This window comes from Kribbella flavida DSM 17836, assembly GCF_000024345.1.
GTDB lineage: Bacteria > Actinomycetota > Actinomycetes > Propionibacteriales > Kribbellaceae > Kribbella > Kribbella flavida.
The window spans coordinates 4120806-4137776 of sequence record NC_013729.1; the positions used below are offsets into that span (position 1 = coordinate 4120806).

The window sequence follows — 16971 nt, forward strand, 5'->3', positions numbered from 1 at the left end:
TCACCGGCCGGGATCCGGTAGTGACTGTCAGCAATGCTTCGCCACAGCCAGTAATTCCCACTCAGGGGCCGACGGCAACTGTCACTAGGTGCCAGTGGCAACTAGTTGCCAGAGGCCCGTGACCTTGGCCCGCTCACCGGGTAACGCTGTGACCCGATCGCCGTGCCCTCGCGCGCGGGCCGCGTCCCGGCTGTGGTGTCACCGTGACGCAGCTTGCGCAAGACCGTGATCTCGGGCCCGCATAGATCGCGCAGCCGCTGGGTATCCCAGGCCCGGTCAGGACCGCGAACGGCGCGGCTCGGCGGCCTTCAGCCGCTCCGCTTCCTTCTGCACCTCGGCCTGGGTGGCGCGCTCCCGCCGCAGCCACTCCGGGTCCTCCGCGCGCAGGTCCTCGATCTGCGCGGTGGTCAACGCCTCGGTGATGCCTCCGCGCGCGAGCCCGGAGATGGAGATGCCCAGCCGTGCGGCGACCACCGGCCGGGGGTGCGGACCGTTCCGCCGCAGCTCCCGCAGCCACTCGGGCGGGTCGGTCTGCAGCGCGTTCAGCTCGTCGCGGGAGATCACGCCCTGCTGGAACTCGGCCGGCGTGGCTTCGAGGTACACACCCAGCTTCTTCGCCGCGGTCGCGGGCTTCATCGTCTGGGCGGTTTTCTGCGACGTCATACCGCCCAGGGTACCGAGCAGAAGCGGGCTCGCCGACCACGGCGGATAGCCTGATCCAGTGACAGCCTCGGACCCCTCCCCCGCCTTCCGGCTCGCCTACGTGCCCGGCGTCACGCCGACCAAGTGGGTGCGGACCTGGAACGAGCGGCTCCCCCGCGTCCGGCTGTCGCTGATCGGCGTGACCGCCGCCGACGCGGCCGGGCTGGTCCGGGCCGGTGACGCGGAGGCGGGACTGGTGCGGCTGCCGATCGACCGGACCGGCCTCAGCGCGATCCCGCTGTACACCGAGACGACGGTGGTGGTGGTCCCGAAGGACCACGTCGTGACTGCCGCCGAGCAGGTCACCACCGCGGACCTGGCCGACGACTTCGTGCTGCACCCGCTCGACGACACGCTCGAGTGGGACGAACTGCCGGGACAGCCCGCGTTCGAGCGGCCGGCGACGACGGCTGCCGCCGTGGAACTCGTCGCGGCGGGAGCCGGGCTGCTCGTCGTACCGCAGTCGCTGGCCCGGCTGCACCACCGCAAGGACCTGACCTACCGGCCGGTGACGGACGCCCCGCAGTCGAGCGTCGCGCTGGCCTGGCCCGAGGGCGAGACCACCGACCTGATGGAGCAGTTCATCGGGATCGTGCGCGGCCGGACCGTGAACAGCTCACGGACCCGCTCGGCGGCGGCGCCGGCCAAGGCGCAGCCCAAGGGCAAGTCCGCCGAGCGGCGCAAGCCCCCCGCTGGTCAAGGCCGGCAGGCGAGTTCCCGAGGCGCCGGACGCGGCAAACCGCGCCGGGGCTGAGGGCAGCCCGGGCGCCGCGCCACCTGCGCTGCGATGTGCGGCGTCGGCTGCCCGATCGGCTGCGGACCTCAGTGCGACACGGCCCCCGACACACGGCCTCGTACGCCATGATTACGCCATGGACCACGCCGACCAGCGGGGTGCTCGATCCACCGACGCGCCCTGGGAGACCGCCTTGCCGACGATCGATCCCGTCGACGGAGGAACCGCCGACGCCTTCGCCCGACTGGCGGTCGAACTGCACGAGACCGGCGGTGTGCACGAGACGGTGGACGCGGTCGTGCAGTTCGCGCTGCAGGCCCTGAACTGCAGCTACGCCGGCGTGGCGCTGTCCTCGCGGGGCTCCCGGCCGGAGATCGCGGCGGTCACCGATCCCGTGGTGGCCGAGGTCTACGGCCTGCAGATCGACACCCAGGACGGTCCGCTGATGGCCTCGCTGCGCGAGCGGTCGACCGTGCTGATCCGTGACACCACCACCGACACCCGGTGGCCGGAATGGGCCGCGAAGGTCTCCGGCCTCGGCGTACGCAGCGTGCTCGACGTACCCCTGACCCTGCGCGACGGCCGCAACACCGTCGGCGTGCTCGGCCTCTACAGCCTCGCACCGGACGCCTTCACCGTCGACGACGAAGCCATCGCCCACATCCTGGCCCGGCACGCCTCCGTCGCGGTCGCCACCGCCCGCCACGAAGAAACCATGGCCCAGGCCGTCGACGCCCGCAAACTCGTCGGCCAGGCGATGGGCATCCTGATGGAACGCTTCGACGTCGACGGCGACCGCGCCTTCGCCATCCTCAAACGCTACTCCCAAGACACCAACACCAAGCTCCGCGACGTCGCCCAGCACCTCATCGACACCCGCAAACTCCCGCACTGACCGGCCAGGGCCGAGCCCGAGATCAGCTGCCGGCCTCCCCCCGCGCCGGCAGCGCGAGGATCAGCTCCCGGACGAACCGCGGATCGGTCAGCCGGTCGCCGTACAGGCCGCGCAGCTGGCCCATCCGGTACCGCACCGTCTGGGCGTGCACGTGCAGCTCGGCGGCGACCTCTTCGCGGCGGCCCTGGTGCAGCAACCACGAGATCAGGGTCTCGGCCAGCCGCTCCTGGGTCGCGGAGGGCAGGACGCCGAGCGGCTCGAGAACCCGCGCCCGCAGGTCGGCGCGGGCCGCGGGATCGGCGCCGAGCACCAGGTCAGCGAGGTAGTGGTCGCTGTCCACCGGATCGGCGGTCCGCGTCCGGGCCAGCGGCACCGTCCGCGCCGCCCGTTCGTACGACGAACGCGCCTCGGCCCACGGCCGCGCCGGACCGACGACGGCGTGGCGGCCCGCGAGCACCCGCAGCAGGTGCCGCCGCCCCGGGCCGTCGACGTCCGGAACCAGCAGCAGCGTGAAGGGCTGGCCGGCCTGGTCCAATCCGGGCAGCTCCTCGCCCACCTGCAGCGTGGCGGCTCCGAGCGAGGCCAGCGCGCCGCGCGCCTGGACGGGCGGAAGGAGAACGGCGGTCAGCGAGCCCGGCGGAGTCCACTCCGCGCGCTCAGCGGCCGCGAGCAGCACGTCGTGCGGCGCTCCGGCCAGCAGGTGCCGCCCGAGGCGCTCCCGGTAGCGCTCCAGCACCCGGCCGCTGGTGGACAGCTCGTCGGCGTGCCCCGCAACGCTGGCTGCCGACAGCTCGTCGATGTAGGCGAAGAGCAGCTCCGCGAACTTGGCCATCGTGGTCGCCGGCAGCCCCGCGTCCGCCGCTGCCTGCGCCAGCTTGCGCCACGCCACCCGCGCCCCCACCCGGTAGGCCGCGAGCAGCGCGTCCATCGACCGGCCACCCCGGGCCTCACCGCGCCCGAGCGCGTAGGCACCCTCGATCGTCGGACCGAGCGGCGTGCTCGGATCCGCGTCCCGGGCGCCGCCGGCCAGCTTGAGGAAGCCGCCCAGCGCCATCTGGACGGCCGCCTCGATGTTCGGCCCCATCGATCCCGCGCCACCGAGCGCACCGGCGTACTCCGGGACCTCGGCGGTGACCGCCTCGACCGTGTCGGCGGCGACCTCGCCCAGCCGCTCCCCCAGCACCCGCAGGATCGGCTCGCCGATCTGGAACGACGCCGCCCCGATCGCGGTCGCGCTGCTCACGTCGGTCACTGTGCTGCCTCCGAACCGGTCCAGTCGACTATTCCCTGCGAACAATATCAGCGCGGATATTCACGCTTCCAGGTCATGATTTGAGCTTTGCCCACCAGAAACACTGGATCGATGACGATCTCCGCACTGCCCAGCCGACCTGCCCGGTCCTCGCTGCGGCAACGGATGGCCCGCCTGGCCGAGCGCGCGACCACGCCGTTGCTGCCGGCGGACTATCTGGACCTGTTCGCCCCGCTGCGCTCCGGCGCCGAGCTGCGCGGCCGGATCACGGACGTCACACCCGAAACCGCCGACGCCGCCACCCTCGTCCTGCGGCCGGGCGCCGACTGGGCCGGCCACGTGCCGGGGCAGTACGTGCGCGTCGGGGTCGACGTCGACGGCGTCCGCCAGTGGCGCGCCTACTCGCTGACCCACGGCCCCCGCGCCGACGGCCACATCTCGATCACCGTGAAGGCGGTGCCCGGCGGCAAGGTGAGCAACCACCTGGTGCACGCCGCCCGCCCGGGCACGATGGTCCACCTCGAGCAGGCGACCGGTGAGTTCGTGCTGCCGACCGGTGGCGGCAAGTTCCTCTTCGTCACGGCGGGCTCCGGGGTCACCCCGGTGATCGGGATGCTGCGCAACCTCTTCCCCGCCACCGACACCGGCGTACTGCGGCCGGCCCGGTCGGCTCGGTACGACATCGTCGTCCTGCACGTCGCGCCCAGCGAGCCGGACTCGATCTTCCTCACCAACCTGCGCGGCCTCGACCAGGCCGGCGCGATCCGGCTGATCGCCCGGTACGACGACGAGCACGGGGTGCTCGACATCGGTGCGCTCGACCGGCTGGTTCCCGACCTGGCCGAGCGCACGACGCTGGCCTGCGGGCCGGGCGGGCTGCTCGACGCGCTGCAGGAGCACCACGACGAGCGCGGGCTGGAGCTGCTCACCGAGCAGTTCCGGGTCGCGCACCGGGTGGTCGGCGAGGGCGGCGCCGTCACCTTCGCCCGGACCGGCACGACCGTCGAGGCCGACGGCGCGACCCCGATCCTCGACGCGGCCGAGCAGGCCGGCGTGCTGATGCCCTCGGGCTGCCGGATGGGCATCTGCTTCAGCTGCGTGCTGCCGCTGCGCGACGGCGCGGTGCGCGACCTGCGCAACGGCGAGATCACCACCGCCACCCGCGGCGAGACCGGCGCCGACGGCGTGCTCGTCCAGACCTGCGTCTCGGCCGCCGCCGGCGCCTGCGACATCGACCACTGAGTGACCAGGAGTATTCCGTGACCGTCCTGCAGAAGAAGTCCGACAACCCGATCGGCCACCTCACGCCCGAGGACGTCGAGCAGATCGGGATCGAGCTCGACGCGATCCGGCAGTCCGTGATCGACAGCCGCGGCGCCGACGACGCGGCGTACATCCGCAAGGTGATCAGCGTGCAGCGCAAGCTCGAGCTGGGCAGCCGGGCCGTGCTGCTGTTCTCGCTGTTCCCGCCGGCCTGGGTGGCCGGCACCGCCGGGCTGGCGGTCGCCAAGATCATCGAGAACATGGAGATCGGCCACAACGTCCTGCACGGCCAGTGGGACTGGATGCGCGACCCCAAGATCCACTCCACCACCTGGGAGTGGGACCACGCGTCGCCGGCCGAGCAGTGGAAGCACTCGCACAACGAGCTGCACCACACCTACACCAACGTGGTCGGCAAGGACAACGACCTCGGCTACGGCATCATGCGCGTCGACGAGGACCAGCGCTGGGTGCCGCTGTACCTGGCCCAGCCGCTGTGGAACTTTGTCAACGCCTGCATCTTCGAGTACGGCATCGCGGCGTACGACCTGGAGCTCGGCAAGAACCTGGCCACCAAGGAACGTCGCCGCGACCCCGCCTTCCGGGCCCGCGCCAAGGCCACCCTGCGCAAGATCCGCCGGCAGATGGCCAAGGACTACGTGGTGCACCCGCTGCTGTCCGGGCCGTCGTTCCTGCACACGCTCGGCGCCAACGTGACCGCCAACCTGATCCGCAACGTGTGGTCGCACTCGGTGATCATGTGCGGCCACTTCCCCGAGGGCGTCGAGACGTTCGAGAAGCACTCGATCGACGGTGAGACCCGCGGCGAGTGGTACCTGCGCCAGATGCTCGGCTCGGCCAACATCAGCGGCAGCAAGGCCATGCACTTCATGACCGGCAACCTGTCCCACCAGATCGAGCACCACCTGTTCCCCGACCTGCCGAGCAACCGGTACGCCGAGATCGCGCCGCAGGTCCGCGCGCTGTTCGACAAGTACCAGCTCAGCTACACGACCGGCTCGCTGCCCCGCCAGGTCACGTCGGCCTGGAAGAAGGTCGTCCGGCTCTCGCTGCCGAACGACTTCGGCCGCCGTACCCGTCAGCTGGCCGGCAACCTGACTGCCCTGCCGAAGGGCAGCGCCGCGGCCCCCGCCTGACCCCTCCCGCCGGACCGGCGCCGGCCGCAGCGGTACCGGTCGTTGCCTCCGCGCACGAGTGGATCGCGAGCGGCCGGGTACCGGTGGTCCGCTGTCTGCGGACGGCGTCGACGTGCTGGCTGCTGGGAGAGGTGGATGACAGACCGGACGGCGATGGTTGCCAGGCTGGCCGAGCTGGCGGCGAGCAACGGCTCGCACAGCCACCTGGCGCAGCGATTGTGTGAGGCGAGCCGGCTGATCGTCGGTGCGAGTGGGGCCTGGATCACGGTCGAGAACGCGACCCAGAGCCGGACCACGCTCGCGGCCACCGACCACGTTGCGGCGCGGCTGGAGGACTTCCAGGACGTGCTCGGCGAGGGACCGTGCCAGGACGCCTTCCGGGCCGGCGAACCGGCCACGGCACCGGTGACGGACGCGCCGTCGGCGACGTGGCCCGAGTTCACCCGCGCGGCCTGGGAGAACCTCGGGCGGATGACGGTGTACGCGTTCCCGATGCATCCGGCCCGGGAGACCTTCGGTGTGCTGAGCTTCTACTTCACCACCGCGGTCGAGCTGGCCGAGCCGGCTTCCAGTGTGCAGTTCCTCGCCGACGCGGTCGGCGCCGCCCTGCTGCGGGATCCGCCGGACGCCGGCGAAACCGTGCCGGAGGGCATGTGGTCCGCACGGGTCGAGGTTCACATGGCCACCGGCATGGTGGTCGCCCAGCTGAAGGTCTCGCCCGGCGATGCGCTGGCCATCCTGCGCGCGCACGCCTACGCGCACGACGTCACCCTCGCGGAGATCGCCCGCCGCGTCGTCAACCGTGAGCTCGACTTTCGCGGGGAGCCGTGACCACCCACCACGAGTCGGTCCACCGCGCATCGGCGAGGACTAGCGGTCCTCGCTGAGGCGCGCACCCGCCTGCAGTTCGAGCCAGGCGGCGGCAAGCAGCTCGCCGTCGACGGGACCGAAGTGGTCGAGGGCTGCGCGATGCAGATCGGTCACCGCCGACATCACCGGGTGCGGCAGGTTTGCCTTGCCGGCGTTGCGTTCCACGGCGTCCAGCTCCTCGACGCAGCGGTCCAGGCCGAAGTCGGCGAGGTAGTCGCCGCGGAGCAGTGCCGGCAGATGGTGCTGGACGAAGGCGCTGTCGCCCGCACTGCCCAGCAGGATGTCGCGCATCGCTTCGGGCGCCACACCGTGCCGCTGAGCCAGCAGCAGCGCCTCGGTGGTCAATGCCGCCTGCCCGAACCACAACAGGTTGATCAGGAGCTTCGTCAGATAGCCGGTGCCCGACGCACCAGTACGGCGTACGGCCTTCGCGAACGAAGCCAGCAACGGCGCGGCGGCGTCCACGTGCACACCTGGCCCACCGACGTACAGGGTGACCTCGCCCCGTTCCATGGCGCGCACTCCCCCGCCGATCGGCGCATCCAGGTACGCGATGCCGTGCTCTGCGGCGGCTCGGGCGCACTCCTGGCCGAGCTCGGGCGAAGCGCTGGTGAGGTCGATCCACAACGCGCCGCCGGTCAGGCGCTCGAGCAGCCGGCCTGATCCGAGCACCAGTTCGCGCAGCTCCGGTGCGCCCGGCAGGACCGTGAGAACGACCTCGGCGCCGGCCGGCACGTCGTCACTCCACCGAGCTCCCGCCTGCTCGACCGCCGGACGACGCTCCGCGCGCACGTCGGTCGCCAGCACATCGTGGCCGGCGGCAACCAATCGGCGGATCAGCGGCGTCCCGATCCGGCCGGCCCCGACCACCCCGACGGTTCGCCTCACGCGGACCCCGTCGCACCTGCTGGTACTTGCATTCGCCGACTCCTTCGCTTGCTGGGTGCCGGACCAGTACCCACTTCGGTGGCACGTGTACGCGGTGGGTAACAGGTGAAGGCCGGGGCTGCTCAGGAAGTGGGCACGAGGCCTCGGAGGATCGAACAGGTGAACCATGTCCGACTTCAACGATCGGCTGGACCCCGCGCGGTTCCTCGCCGACCTGGCCGGAACGCTGCACGTCCAAACAGGCCTGGAGCAGACCGCCCGGATCGTCGCGTTGGCCGTGCCGATGCTGGTCAGCGACGCAGTAGGCAGCGTGGCGCTGGCCACCAGGCGCCAACTGGTTCCGGCCGCGGCCGGCTCACCCGCGCTCGAACTGGCCGAGCAGGCGCAGGTCGAGCTGGACGAGGGACCGGCCGTCGACGTACTGAAGGGCGCTTCGGCGGTGCTGGTCCCTGACCTGTTGGTGGAATCTCCTTGGCCGCAGTGGACCCCGACCGCGATCGACGCCGGCTGGCGGTCCTGGCTGAGTCTGCAGCTGACCAGCGGGACCGGCCAGTTGATCGGCGTACTGTCGCTGGCGAGCCCGGCCGCGGACGCGTTCGACCCCGGACACACCGGCTGGATCAAGCTGCTGGCCAGCCACGCCACGGTCGCGCTCGACGCGGCCCGGGTACGCGCCCACCTGGCGGTCGCGATGGACAACCACGCCCGGATCGGGCACGGCCTGGGCATCCTGATGGAGCGGTACGGCATCGACGAGGAACAGGCGTTCGTTGTCCTGCGCAAGCAGGCGCAGGACCACGGCCGCAAGCTGCGCGACGTCGCGACCGAGCTCACCCGGACCGGCCGCCTCGCGGAGCCGGACCGACGACCGAACTGACACAATGACGGTGTGATGCTTCGACCTGGACCCCATGAGCCTGCTGCCGGACCTTGGCAGAGCGTGCCTTTCACCGAGCTGGCCGGGCGTGTCCTCGAGGCTGCGGACGCGGCCCGGGAGAAGCGGGCTCGGCACGACGGTGAGCAGGCCGGCCCTCGCATCGTCGCGGTCGACGGGCGAAGTGGCGGCGGCAAGTCGACCCTTGCGCAGCGTCTGGCCGACACCGTGCCCGACTCGGCGGTGGTGCACGTGGACGACATCGCCTGGAACGCGCCGATGTTCGGCTGGAGCGACCTGCTGGCGGACGGCGTACTGACGCCGCTGCGCCGCGGTGACGCCGTGTCGTACCGTCCGCCCGCGTGGGACGCGCACAGCCGTCCGGGCTCCGTCGACGTACCGGCTGGTCTTTCGCTGGTGGTCGTCGAAGGAGTCGGCGCGGGCCGGCGCGAGCTGACCGAGCTGATCGACTGCCTGGTCTGGGTGCAGTCCGACTACGCCGAAGCGGAGCGGCTGGGCATCGCCCGGGACATCGCGTTGGGCGTCAACGGCGACGCGCAGCAGACCGTGGACTTCTGGCACCGCTGGATGGCGGCGGAGATCCCGTTCCTCACCGACGACCGGCCCTGGGACCGCGCGACTCTCATCGCCGCCGGCACCTCGCCGCACCCCCGCGGCACCGACGAGATCTTCGTCGCCGACCCGCGCTGACCATCAGCTCCGCGGTCGGGAGATCCCCAGACCGCTGCGCGCGTCCCGGCCGTACTTCGCCAGCTCGGCGGGCAGGTCCAGCGGCCCGACCGGCACCTTCTGCCGATCGGCGTCGGTGAGCCGGTCCGCCGGGATGATCCAGACGATCTCGAACTCCAGTCCGCTGGGATCCCGGCCGTACAAGGACTTGGTGGTGCCGTGGTCCGACGCCCCGACCAGCGCCCCCGTCTGGTTCAGCTTCGCCGCCAGGTCCTCGAGGTCGCCGAGCGTGTCGACCTCCCAGGCGAGGTGGTACAGCCCGACCGTCGTCCGCCCCGCCCCGGACGGCCCCGCCTGCGCGCCGACCTCGAACAGCCCGAGATCGTGATCGTTGGTCGATCCCGGCGCGCGCAGGAACGCCGCCCCCGAGAACGCGTCACCGGTCTCGGTGTACCCGAAGCCGAGCACGTCGCGGTAGAACGCGACACTCTCCGCCAGGTCGCGCACGTACAGCACCGCATGGTTCAACCGGAAGACCGCCATCGCCCACTCCCTCGTCGCCGTCGTACCCAAGACTAGTTGAACGCTCAACAGAAGGATACCTGGCGCCACCGTCGCCGCGCCACGAGCATTGATGCTGACATAATGACAATGCAGCCAGCAGGAGAGCGATCCGGCGCACTCCTGGCAGTGGTCCCGTGGAGGAAACCGATGCAGAGTCTCGACCAGTTGGTGACGATCGACCGGTCGAGTCCGGTGCCGCTGTACTTCCAGGTGGCGCAGCGGTTGCAGAACCTGATCGAGTCGGGACAGATCCCGCCGGGAGCCCGGCTGGACAACGAACTGGTGGTCGCCGAGCAGTTGGGGCTGTCCCGGCCGACAGTTCGCCAGGCCCTGCAGTACCTGGTCGAGAAGGGCATGCTCAGCCGCAAGCGCGGGGTCGGCACCTCGGTGGTCAACAACCGGTTGCGCCGCAAGGTGGAGATGACCAGCCTGTACGAGGATCTCGAGCGGGCCGGCCGCCGGCCGCGGACCGAGGTGCTGTCCTGTGAGCTGGTCCCCGCGCCGGAGAAGGTGGCGGCGGCGCTGCTGCTCGAGCCGGGGACCGAGGTGCTCGCGCTCGAGCGGCTCCGGTTCGCCGACGACGAGCCGCTGGCGATCCTGCGCAACCACGTCCGCGCCGATCTGGGCGTCACGGCCGAAGGACTGGCCAGCCGCGGCCTGTACCAGCTGCTGCGCGCGGCCGGCACCGAGGTGAAGGCCGCCGAGCAGACCGTCGGCGCCCGGCAGGCGACGGCGACCGAGGCGACACTGCTGCAGGAGTCCCGGGGTGCGACGCTGCTCAAGCTGCACCGGGTCGCCTTCGACGCCGACGGCCGACCGGTCGAGTTCGGGCGCGACCTCTACCGCGCCTCCTTGTACTCGATCGACATCTCGGTCGGCTTCGACTGACGGTGCCCTGCCCTCAGTGGCTGCGCTTCAGCATCGCGTCCGAGAGCGCGTCCGCACACTCCCCCAGCCGCAGGCCCACGACGTCGAGGCGCCGCAGCAGTTCACGCCGCTTGAGCATGTCCGTCGAGACCTCCTGCTCGAACAGCACCGCCACCGCGGACTGGTAGAGCTGCCGGATGCGGCTTGCACACTTGCGGACCGCCAGTGTCGTCAGTGTCACCTCGGCCGGCCGGCGCGGCAGGGCACCGATCGCGTCCTGCAGCAGCGCGAGTCCGTCGCCGACCGCGGTCAGCATCGCCAGATCACCTTGGTCCGGCACCGCCCGGTACAGATCGGTCTCCCGGACCAGGTCGCGCAGGTTGTCGAGCACGTCGTCGACCGACCGCGACAACCGGTAGAGGTCCTCCCGGTCGATCGGCGTGGTCAAGGCGGTCGACAGCTCCCTGACCAGCACCGCGCGCAGCGAGTCGCCGTCGTGCTCGACGCCGACCATCTCGGCCCGGGCCTGCGCAGGCGTCAGCTCACCTCGGGTCATCCGGGCGGTCAGTCTCACTCCACCGAGCGCGGCCGCCAGTTGTGCGTGCAGGGCATCCAGCGCCCGGTGATGGGTCGCTCCGGTCAGATCGTCGTACAGCCTGCGAATTCTCATCCAGCCACTCCGTTCAGGATCAGTCCGATCAGCACGCCACCGGCCAGCGCGGCCGGCAACGTGACCACCCAGGCGACGAGCAGCGGAACGGAGTACTGCCACCGGACCGAGCGCGGACCGTCGTTCAGCGCGGCGCCGACCAGACCGCCGGTGGTCGCCTGGGTCATGCTGACCGGCGCACCGAGTACCGCCGAGCCGAAGACCGCCACCGACGACGCCACCTCGGCCGAGATCACGTGGCCCGGCCGCATTCGCAGCAGTGTGGTGCTTGCACCCCTTCCCACGCGGCGGAGACTCACCGCCGCGCCAACTGCGAAGACACCGGCGATTGTCAGCGCTGGCCAAACCTGCCCGCCCAGCTCGAGCCCGTGACCCGCCGCACCGGCGGCGACCACGACCACGGCGTACATCTTTTGGCCGTCGTTCGCGGCGTAGGCGAGGCTCTGTCCGGCGAAGGCGGCCAGTTGCAGCGTGCCGGTCCAGCGGCCCGTCCGGCCGATCGGCAACCACCGGACCAGCCGGCCGAGCCCGTTCGCCAGCACCAGCCCGACCAGCGGCGCCGCGGCACCGAGGCCGAGAACGAAGCCGAGGCGCCCCCAGTCCGGCGCCGCCCCGAAGCCCAGGGCGGCGCCGGAGATCGCTCCCAGCAGGGCCAGCGTGATGCTGGTGGGAATCCCCCGCCAGGTGAGGGTCAGCACCACAGCCATCGCGACTGTGGTGCCGCCCAGGAAGACGAGCCGGCCGGGCGGCGTACCGGCATCGACCAGCTTGCCGGTGAACGTCGCCGCGACGCCCAGGCCGAACAGGGCCGGCCCGGTCGCGACAGCCGCCGCGAGCAACCCCAGGACGAGCGTTGCCGAGGCGCCGCGGTGCCGGATCCCCAGCGCCAGCAGGGCTCCTCCGTCATTGGCGCCGCAGATGAACACGAAGCCCACAGCGACCAGCGTGCACAGGATGACGGAGATGACCGGCTCCTTCGGCTCGTCCCGGGGCCGGTCAGTCGTCGAGCCCGGTCTCGTCGGCCACGTCGTCCCAGCTGACGAACTTGAAGTTCGTGTTGGCCCGCGGTTCGCCGTCGTCACCGATCACGTCGGGGGCGTTGAACCCGTCCTGCACGACCAGCAGTCCGTCGGGGTAGGCGCTGCCGAACGACGCGCTGGACACCATCGCCCCGTCGCACTCCTCCGAGCCGTCGACGGTGCCGCCGGCCGAGATCCGGAAGTTGGTCAGGTACGGGTTCGACCCCTCGCGGTCGTAGGCGACGAAGGTGTTGTCACCCTGGCTCGACGCCAGCAGATAGCCCTCGCCGTCCCCGTCGTCGAAGATCGTCAGGCCCTCGACGTCCGCGGTCACGTGCCGCCCGCCGTACCCGGGGTCCGCGCCGGCCGTGCACTCGTCGGCCTCCGGGTCGTACGTGCCCGGTACGCCGAACTCACGCACCTTGTCGACCATCGTGGCCGGACCGGACAGGTCCGCGTCGAGCTTCCAGATCCCGACGTCTTCCTGGCCGGCGTACAGTTTGCCGGTATCGGTGTCGACCACCATGCCTTCGACCTGCGGCGTGGAGCCGGGCTCGTCGCACGGCGTCCAGCTCGTCCCGTCGGGCAGGGTGAACGTCGCCGGCAGGTGGTAGCTGCGCACCGGGCTGTACGTGATCTTGCCCGCGGCAACCTTCAGCTCGACCAGCTTCAGCGAGGTGTGGTTGCGCCGGCTGGCGATCGCGTAGTGCCGGCCCGTCTCCGGATCGGTGTACGAGGCCAGCCCGTACGCCGTGTTCTGGTCCTCCACCTCCGCCTCGGTGGCGGAGAACACCCTCGGCACCGAGGCCGCGGTCACGTCGGTCAGCGGGCTGGTCGCATTGTTCGGGTTGATCCGGTAGGTGCGGATCCGGTCCCGGCCCCGGTCGGAGACGACCGCGACGTCCGCCAGGCCGTCGGCGAACCGGACCCCGGACAGCAGGTCCACGTTGTTGAACCGGCCGGTCTCCAGCCCCGGCGCCGGTGCCGGCGGCACGGGCAGCGCCTGCACCTGGGCACCGGACAGGTTGTAGACCTTCAGGCCGCCTTCCTTGGCGGTCGTGATCACCAGGCTCTTGGCCGGCTGCAGCTTGTTGCGCCAGATCGCCGGGTCGTCGGCGTCGGCGTTGCCGCCGGCGTCGTCGTCGAACTGCGCGGGTGTCTCGGTCGTCGCGTGGACCGCGGCGATCGCCGCCGGGGTGCCGCTGGCCGGCAGCCAGACCATCGGCGCGGCCAGCACGGCGAGGCCAGCGCCGAGCACCACCGGCCGGCGCAGAGAACGTGGGGTGGGAATCACGAGAACCTCCAGGAAGCAAGGGCGGATTGTTCGCTGGACCGTACATCAGTATGTCCTTACTAACAATGCTTGATGCTTATGTCTTGACATATTGACCTAACGGCGTGAGCCTGTGCTTCACGCGACCAGGAGGGACTACCCATGAACAGCCGCACCAGGACCAGCCGTCCGCACCGCACACTGCTCACCGCCGGGGTCGGCCTCGCGACCCTGGCGGTCGTCGGCTGTGCTCCCTCGACCACTGAGACCGGCACCGGCACCGCCGGTGCCGGGCAGGCCGCCTTCGCCGGCCCGGTGATCGACCAGAGCTTCGACCTCACCGCCCTGGTCGCGGCCGCCAAGCAGGAGGGTTCGGTCACCGTCTACGACAGCACCGGCGACATCGTGAAGGTGGCTGAGGCGTTCCAGGCCAAGTACGGGATCAAGACCACCGGCGTGAAGTCCGACGTCGGCGACACGCTGGAGAAGATGACCCGCGAGGCGCAGGCCAAGAACGTGACCATCGACCTGACGCTGTACGAGAACGGGCCGACGCTGGTCGGCCAGCTGCTGCCCCAGAAGACCGTCTACACCTGGATCCCGGCCGACCTGGCGCCGCAGATCGACGAGGCCAACCGCAACCCGCTGATGGTGCTGTCCAAGGCGAACGTGTGGATCTACAACCCGAAGCTGTTCCCGCAGGGCTGCCCGGTCGACAACCTGTGGGACCTGACGTCGCCGGAGTGGAAGGGCAAGGTGATGCTGCAGGACCCGCTCGGCAAACCGAACATCGTCGAGTGGTTCAACCAGATGGGCTCCAGCTACGACGCCGACCTGCGGGCGGCGTACCAGGCCAACAGCGGCCAGGAGCTCAGCACGACCGAGCCGACGGCGGCCCGGGAATGGGTCAAGCAGCTGGCCAAGAACGACCCGGTGCTCACCTCCGCCGACGACGACGTGTCGGCCGCGGTGGCCTCACCCAACCAGACCGAGCCGCGCATCGGGCTGGTCTCGATCGCGAAGTTCCGCGACGTCAAGGGCAAGGGGTACCAGATGAAGGTCTGCGACACCCTCAAGCCGTACGTCGGCTACCAGTACCCGAAGTTCGGCGCGATCGCGACCGGCAGCAAGCACCCGAACGCGGCCAAGCTGTTCATGCACTTCGTGCTCACCGCCGAAGGCATCACCCCGGAGATGGGCTCCGGCGGCATCTCCGGCAACAAGGCGGTGCCGCCCAGCTCGAACAACCCGCCGGGGCTGACCGACTGGAGCACCCAGCTGATGAAATTCGACTCGGCCAAGCTGCTGAAGGACTTCCAGGACGCGCAGGCGATGCAGGACCACTGGCGCCTCAACCACCGCTGATCCCGTACCGACTGCCCCGGAGGAATCGTCCCGATGGTCATCACCGATGCCCGCCCACCGACAGTGCCGCCGCCCGACGCCGGACCGCCCCGCCGGCGCGGGCGGTGGCGCTACCGGCTGAGCGTCGCCCGGCATGAGCCGACCCTGCTGATCGGCTTGGTGCTCATCCTGCTGCTGCTCTACCTGGTGATCGCGCCGCTGGTCGCCGTGCTGTCCGACGCGGTCCGGGTCCAGTTCGGCGACCAGCCGAAGACCGGTCAGCAACCTGGTGAACTGACCGGCTACTACCTGTGGCGGGTCTTCCGCTCCCAGGTCAGCTCGATCGTGTTCTGGCAGCCACTGGTGAACACGCTGGTCGTCGCAGTCGGTGTCACCGTGCTGGCGCTGCTGCTCGGCGGGATCTGCGCGTTCTTGCTCACCCGCACGAATATCGCCGGCCGCAAGTGGCTGTCCACCGCGCTGGTGGTGCCGTACATGCTGCCGTCCTGGACGTTCGCGCTGGCCTGGCTCGCCCTGTTCAAGAACGACCGCTCGGGTGGCCAGGTCGGCATCCTGGAGGCCCGCGGGGTCCAGACGCCGGACTGGCTGGCCTACGGCGCTGTGCCGATCATCGTCTGCCTCGGGCTGCACTACTTCCCGTTCGTGCTGCTGCTGTTCGGCAACGCGCTGCGCCGGCTCGACGCGCAACTGGAGGACTCCGCCCGGATCCTCGGCGCCGGTCGGGGCACGGTGCTGGGCCGGATCACGCTGCCGTTGATGCTGCCGTCGCTGTCGTCGTCCACGCTGCTCGTGTTCGGCCGGATCCTCGGCACCTTCGGTACGCCGTACGTCCTCGGGCTGCCGGTCGACTACACGCTGCTCTCGACGTCGCTGTTCTCCGCGGTCCGCAACCACGAGCCCGGCATCACCGCGGTGATCGCGACGGTGATCGTGGTGATCGGCGTCGCGGTCGTCGTCGCGGACGCCCGGCTGCTGCGCGAGCAGCGCCGGTTCGTCACCGTCGGCGGCAAGGGGGCGATGGACCGGATCATCGAGCTCGGCCGCTGGCGGTGGCCCGCCGGTGGCGTGGCACTGGGCGTCTTCGCGCTCAGCGTCGTCGTCCCGGTGGTCACGCTGGCGCTGACCACGGTCACCACGACCCCCGGTGTTTTCAGCGCGGAGAACTTCACCCTCAAGTACTGGCTGGCCGAGGATCTGCCGGGCGCGCCCGGCTTCCCGCACGGCATCCTGCGCGGCACCGAACTGCTCGACGCGGCCTGGAACAGCCTGCGGATCGTCGGTCTCGCGTCGCTCGTGTGTGGCGTCGTGGGACTGCTGGTCGGTTACGTGGTGGTCCGCTCGGACGGCTCGCGGATCGCGTCGGTGCTGCGCCAGGTCAGCTTCCTGCCCTACCTGGTGCCGGGCATCGCGTTCGCGGCCGCCTTCCTGTCCCTGTTCGCCGTACGCCGGGGTCCGGTGCCGGCGTTGTACGGCTCGGTCACCCTGCTGGTGATCGTGCTCGCGGTGACCCACCTGCCGTACGCGTCGAGGTCCGGCATCAGCGCGATGACCCAGCTCGGCCGGGAACCCGAGGAGGCCGCCCAGGTCACCGGCGCCGGCTGGCTCACCAGGGTCCGGGCCGTCGTCGTGCCGATCCAGCGCGGCTCGCTGGTCACCGGGATCGTGCTGCCGTTCATCTCGGGGATCAAGGAGCTGAGCATCGTGATCATGCTGACCACCACCGGGACGCAGCTGCTCACCACGCTGTCGATCAACCTGATCGACTTCGCCTACGACCAGATGGCCAACGCCGTCGTGCTGGTGATCGCGCTCGTCGCGTTCCTGGCCACCTATCTCACCCAGCGACTGACCAGGACCAGCCTGGCGTCCGGACTCGGAGGCTAGAC

Annotated in this window: 17 protein-coding genes; 10 read left to right on the plus strand and 7 right to left on the minus strand. The window is 70.8% G+C overall.

Annotation, left to right across the window (positions count from 1 at the left end):
- Positions 1-276 precede the first annotated feature (276 nt).
- Entirely contained in the window at positions 277-663 is a 387-nt protein-coding gene (locus KFLA_RS19050) for a DUF5997 family protein (RefSeq protein ID WP_012921444.1), read from the minus strand.
- Between the two features lie 58 nt (positions 664-721).
- Here KFLA_RS19050 and KFLA_RS19055 point away from each other — a divergent pair, with 58 nt between their 5' ends.
- Complete coding sequence (locus KFLA_RS19055) at positions 722-1456, plus strand: LysR family transcriptional regulator substrate-binding protein (protein WP_012921445.1); 735 nt, start codon at positions 722-724, stop codon at positions 1454-1456.
- A gap of 118 nt (positions 1457-1574) precedes the next feature.
- Entirely contained in the window at positions 1575-2333 is a 759-nt protein-coding gene (locus tag KFLA_RS19060; protein WP_012921446.1) for a GAF and ANTAR domain-containing protein, read from the plus strand.
- A gap of 22 nt (positions 2334-2355) precedes the next feature.
- Here the strand turns inward: KFLA_RS19060 and KFLA_RS19065 are convergent, their stop codons facing one another.
- Entirely contained in the window at positions 2356-3576 is a 1221-nt protein-coding gene (locus tag KFLA_RS19065) for a PucR family transcriptional regulator (RefSeq protein WP_237706540.1), read from the minus strand.
- Between the two features lie 120 nt (positions 3577-3696).
- Here KFLA_RS19065 and KFLA_RS19070 point away from each other — a divergent pair, with 120 nt between their 5' ends.
- The 3 genes from KFLA_RS19070 (at position 3697) to KFLA_RS19080 (ending at position 6836) form a co-directional block, all read left to right on the plus strand.
- Positions 3697-4827 carry a flavin reductase family protein gene (locus tag KFLA_RS19070; RefSeq protein ID WP_041289388.1) on the plus strand — a complete coding sequence of 377 codons (1131 nt, stop codon included), beginning with the start codon at positions 3697-3699 and terminating at the stop codon, positions 4825-4827.
- 17 nt (positions 4828-4844) lie between these two features.
- Complete coding sequence (locus tag KFLA_RS19075) at positions 4845-6005, plus strand: fatty acid desaturase family protein (protein ID WP_012921449.1); 1161 nt, start codon at positions 4845-4847, stop codon at positions 6003-6005.
- Between the two features lie 135 nt (positions 6006-6140).
- Complete coding sequence (locus KFLA_RS19080; RefSeq protein ID WP_012921450.1) at positions 6141-6836, plus strand: GAF and ANTAR domain-containing protein; 696 nt, start codon at positions 6141-6143, stop codon at positions 6834-6836.
- 39 nt (positions 6837-6875) lie between these two features.
- Here KFLA_RS19080 and KFLA_RS19085 read toward each other — a convergent pair whose 3' ends face one another.
- Positions 6876-7931 carry an NAD(P)-dependent oxidoreductase gene (locus KFLA_RS19085; protein WP_083792872.1) on the minus strand — a complete coding sequence of 352 codons (1056 nt, stop codon included), beginning with the start codon at positions 7929-7931 and terminating at the stop codon, positions 6876-6878.
- Between KFLA_RS19085 and KFLA_RS19090 the strand changes: the two genes are divergently transcribed.
- Positions 7930-8640 carry a GAF and ANTAR domain-containing protein gene (locus KFLA_RS19090; RefSeq protein ID WP_012921452.1) on the plus strand — a complete coding sequence of 237 codons (711 nt, stop codon included), beginning with the start codon at positions 7930-7932 and terminating at the stop codon, positions 8638-8640. The genes KFLA_RS19085 and KFLA_RS19090 overlap by 2 nt on opposite strands.
- Positions 8641-8703: 63 nt before the next feature.
- Positions 8704-9348: a uridine kinase family protein gene (locus tag KFLA_RS19095; protein WP_012921453.1), complete on the plus strand. Its 645-nt coding sequence runs from the start codon at positions 8704-8706 to the stop codon at positions 9346-9348.
- Positions 9349-9351: 3 nt separating this feature from the next.
- Here the strand turns inward: KFLA_RS19095 and KFLA_RS19100 are convergent, their stop codons facing one another.
- Positions 9352-9870 carry a VOC family protein gene (locus tag KFLA_RS19100; RefSeq protein ID WP_012921454.1) on the minus strand — a complete coding sequence of 173 codons (519 nt, stop codon included), beginning with the start codon at positions 9868-9870 and terminating at the stop codon, positions 9352-9354.
- Between the two features lie 168 nt (positions 9871-10038).
- On the opposite strand from KFLA_RS19100, the gene KFLA_RS19105 reads away from it, so the two are divergent.
- Positions 10039-10779, plus strand: a complete 741-nt coding sequence (locus KFLA_RS19105; RefSeq protein WP_012921455.1) for a GntR family transcriptional regulator — start codon at positions 10039-10041, stop codon at positions 10777-10779.
- Positions 10780-10792: 13 nt separating this feature from the next.
- Here KFLA_RS19105 and KFLA_RS19110 read toward each other — a convergent pair whose 3' ends face one another.
- From KFLA_RS19110 to KFLA_RS19120, 3 genes are all read right to left on the minus strand, one after another.
- On the minus strand, positions 10793-11428 hold the full coding sequence (locus KFLA_RS19110) for a DUF47 domain-containing protein (RefSeq protein WP_012921456.1): 636 nt from the start codon (positions 11426-11428) through the stop codon (positions 10793-10795).
- Positions 11425-12363, minus strand: a complete 939-nt coding sequence (locus tag KFLA_RS19115; protein ID WP_012921457.1) for an inorganic phosphate transporter — start codon at positions 12361-12363, stop codon at positions 11425-11427. Before KFLA_RS19115 ends, KFLA_RS19110 begins: the two co-directional genes overlap by 4 nt.
- A gap of 61 nt (positions 12364-12424) precedes the next feature.
- Positions 12425-13741: a phytase gene (locus KFLA_RS19120; protein ID WP_012921458.1), complete on the minus strand. Its 1317-nt coding sequence runs from the start codon at positions 13739-13741 to the stop codon at positions 12425-12427.
- 141 nt (positions 13742-13882) lie between these two features.
- Here KFLA_RS19120 and KFLA_RS19125 point away from each other — a divergent pair, with 141 nt between their 5' ends.
- Together KFLA_RS19125 and KFLA_RS19130 are read left to right on the plus strand one after the other, a co-directional pair.
- Positions 13883-15085, plus strand: a complete 1203-nt coding sequence (locus KFLA_RS19125; RefSeq protein WP_012921459.1) for an ABC transporter substrate-binding protein — start codon at positions 13883-13885, stop codon at positions 15083-15085.
- 33 nt (positions 15086-15118) lie between these two features.
- On the plus strand, positions 15119-16969 hold the full coding sequence (locus KFLA_RS19130; RefSeq protein ID WP_012921460.1) for an ABC transporter permease: 1851 nt from the start codon (positions 15119-15121) through the stop codon (positions 16967-16969).
- The last annotated feature ends 2 nt before the right edge of the window (positions 16970-16971 follow it).

Bases quoted from the DNA above. Each gene is read 5' to 3' on its own strand.
- KFLA_RS19100 (WP_012921454.1), bottom strand. From the start codon at position 9,870: ATGGCGGTCTTCCGGTTGAACCATGCGGTGCTGTACGTGCGCGACCTG.
- KFLA_RS19060 (WP_012921446.1), top strand. From the start codon at position 1,575: ATGGACCACGCCGACCAGCGGGGTGCTCGATCCACCGACGCGCCCTGG.
- KFLA_RS19050 (WP_012921444.1), bottom strand. From the start codon at position 663: ATGACGTCGCAGAAAACCGCCCAGACGATGAAGCCCGCGACCGCGGCG.
- KFLA_RS19130 (WP_012921460.1), top strand. From the start codon at position 15,119: ATGGTCATCACCGATGCCCGCCCACCGACAGTGCCGCCGCCCGACGCC.
- KFLA_RS19110 (WP_012921456.1), bottom strand. From the start codon at position 11,428: ATGAGAATTCGCAGGCTGTACGACGATCTGACCGGAGCGACCCATCAC.
- KFLA_RS19090 (WP_012921452.1), top strand. From the start codon at position 7,930: ATGTCCGACTTCAACGATCGGCTGGACCCCGCGCGGTTCCTCGCCGAC.
- KFLA_RS19080 (WP_012921450.1), top strand. From the start codon at position 6,141: ATGACAGACCGGACGGCGATGGTTGCCAGGCTGGCCGAGCTGGCGGCG.
- KFLA_RS19070 (WP_041289388.1), top strand. From the start codon at position 3,697: ATGACGATCTCCGCACTGCCCAGCCGACCTGCCCGGTCCTCGCTGCGG.
- KFLA_RS19125 (WP_012921459.1), top strand. From the start codon at position 13,883: ATGAACAGCCGCACCAGGACCAGCCGTCCGCACCGCACACTGCTCACC.
- KFLA_RS19105 (WP_012921455.1), top strand. From the start codon at position 10,039: ATGCAGAGTCTCGACCAGTTGGTGACGATCGACCGGTCGAGTCCGGTG.
- KFLA_RS19085 (WP_083792872.1), bottom strand. From the start codon at position 7,931: ATGGTTCACCTGTTCGATCCTCCGAGGCCTCGTGCCCACTTCCTGAGC.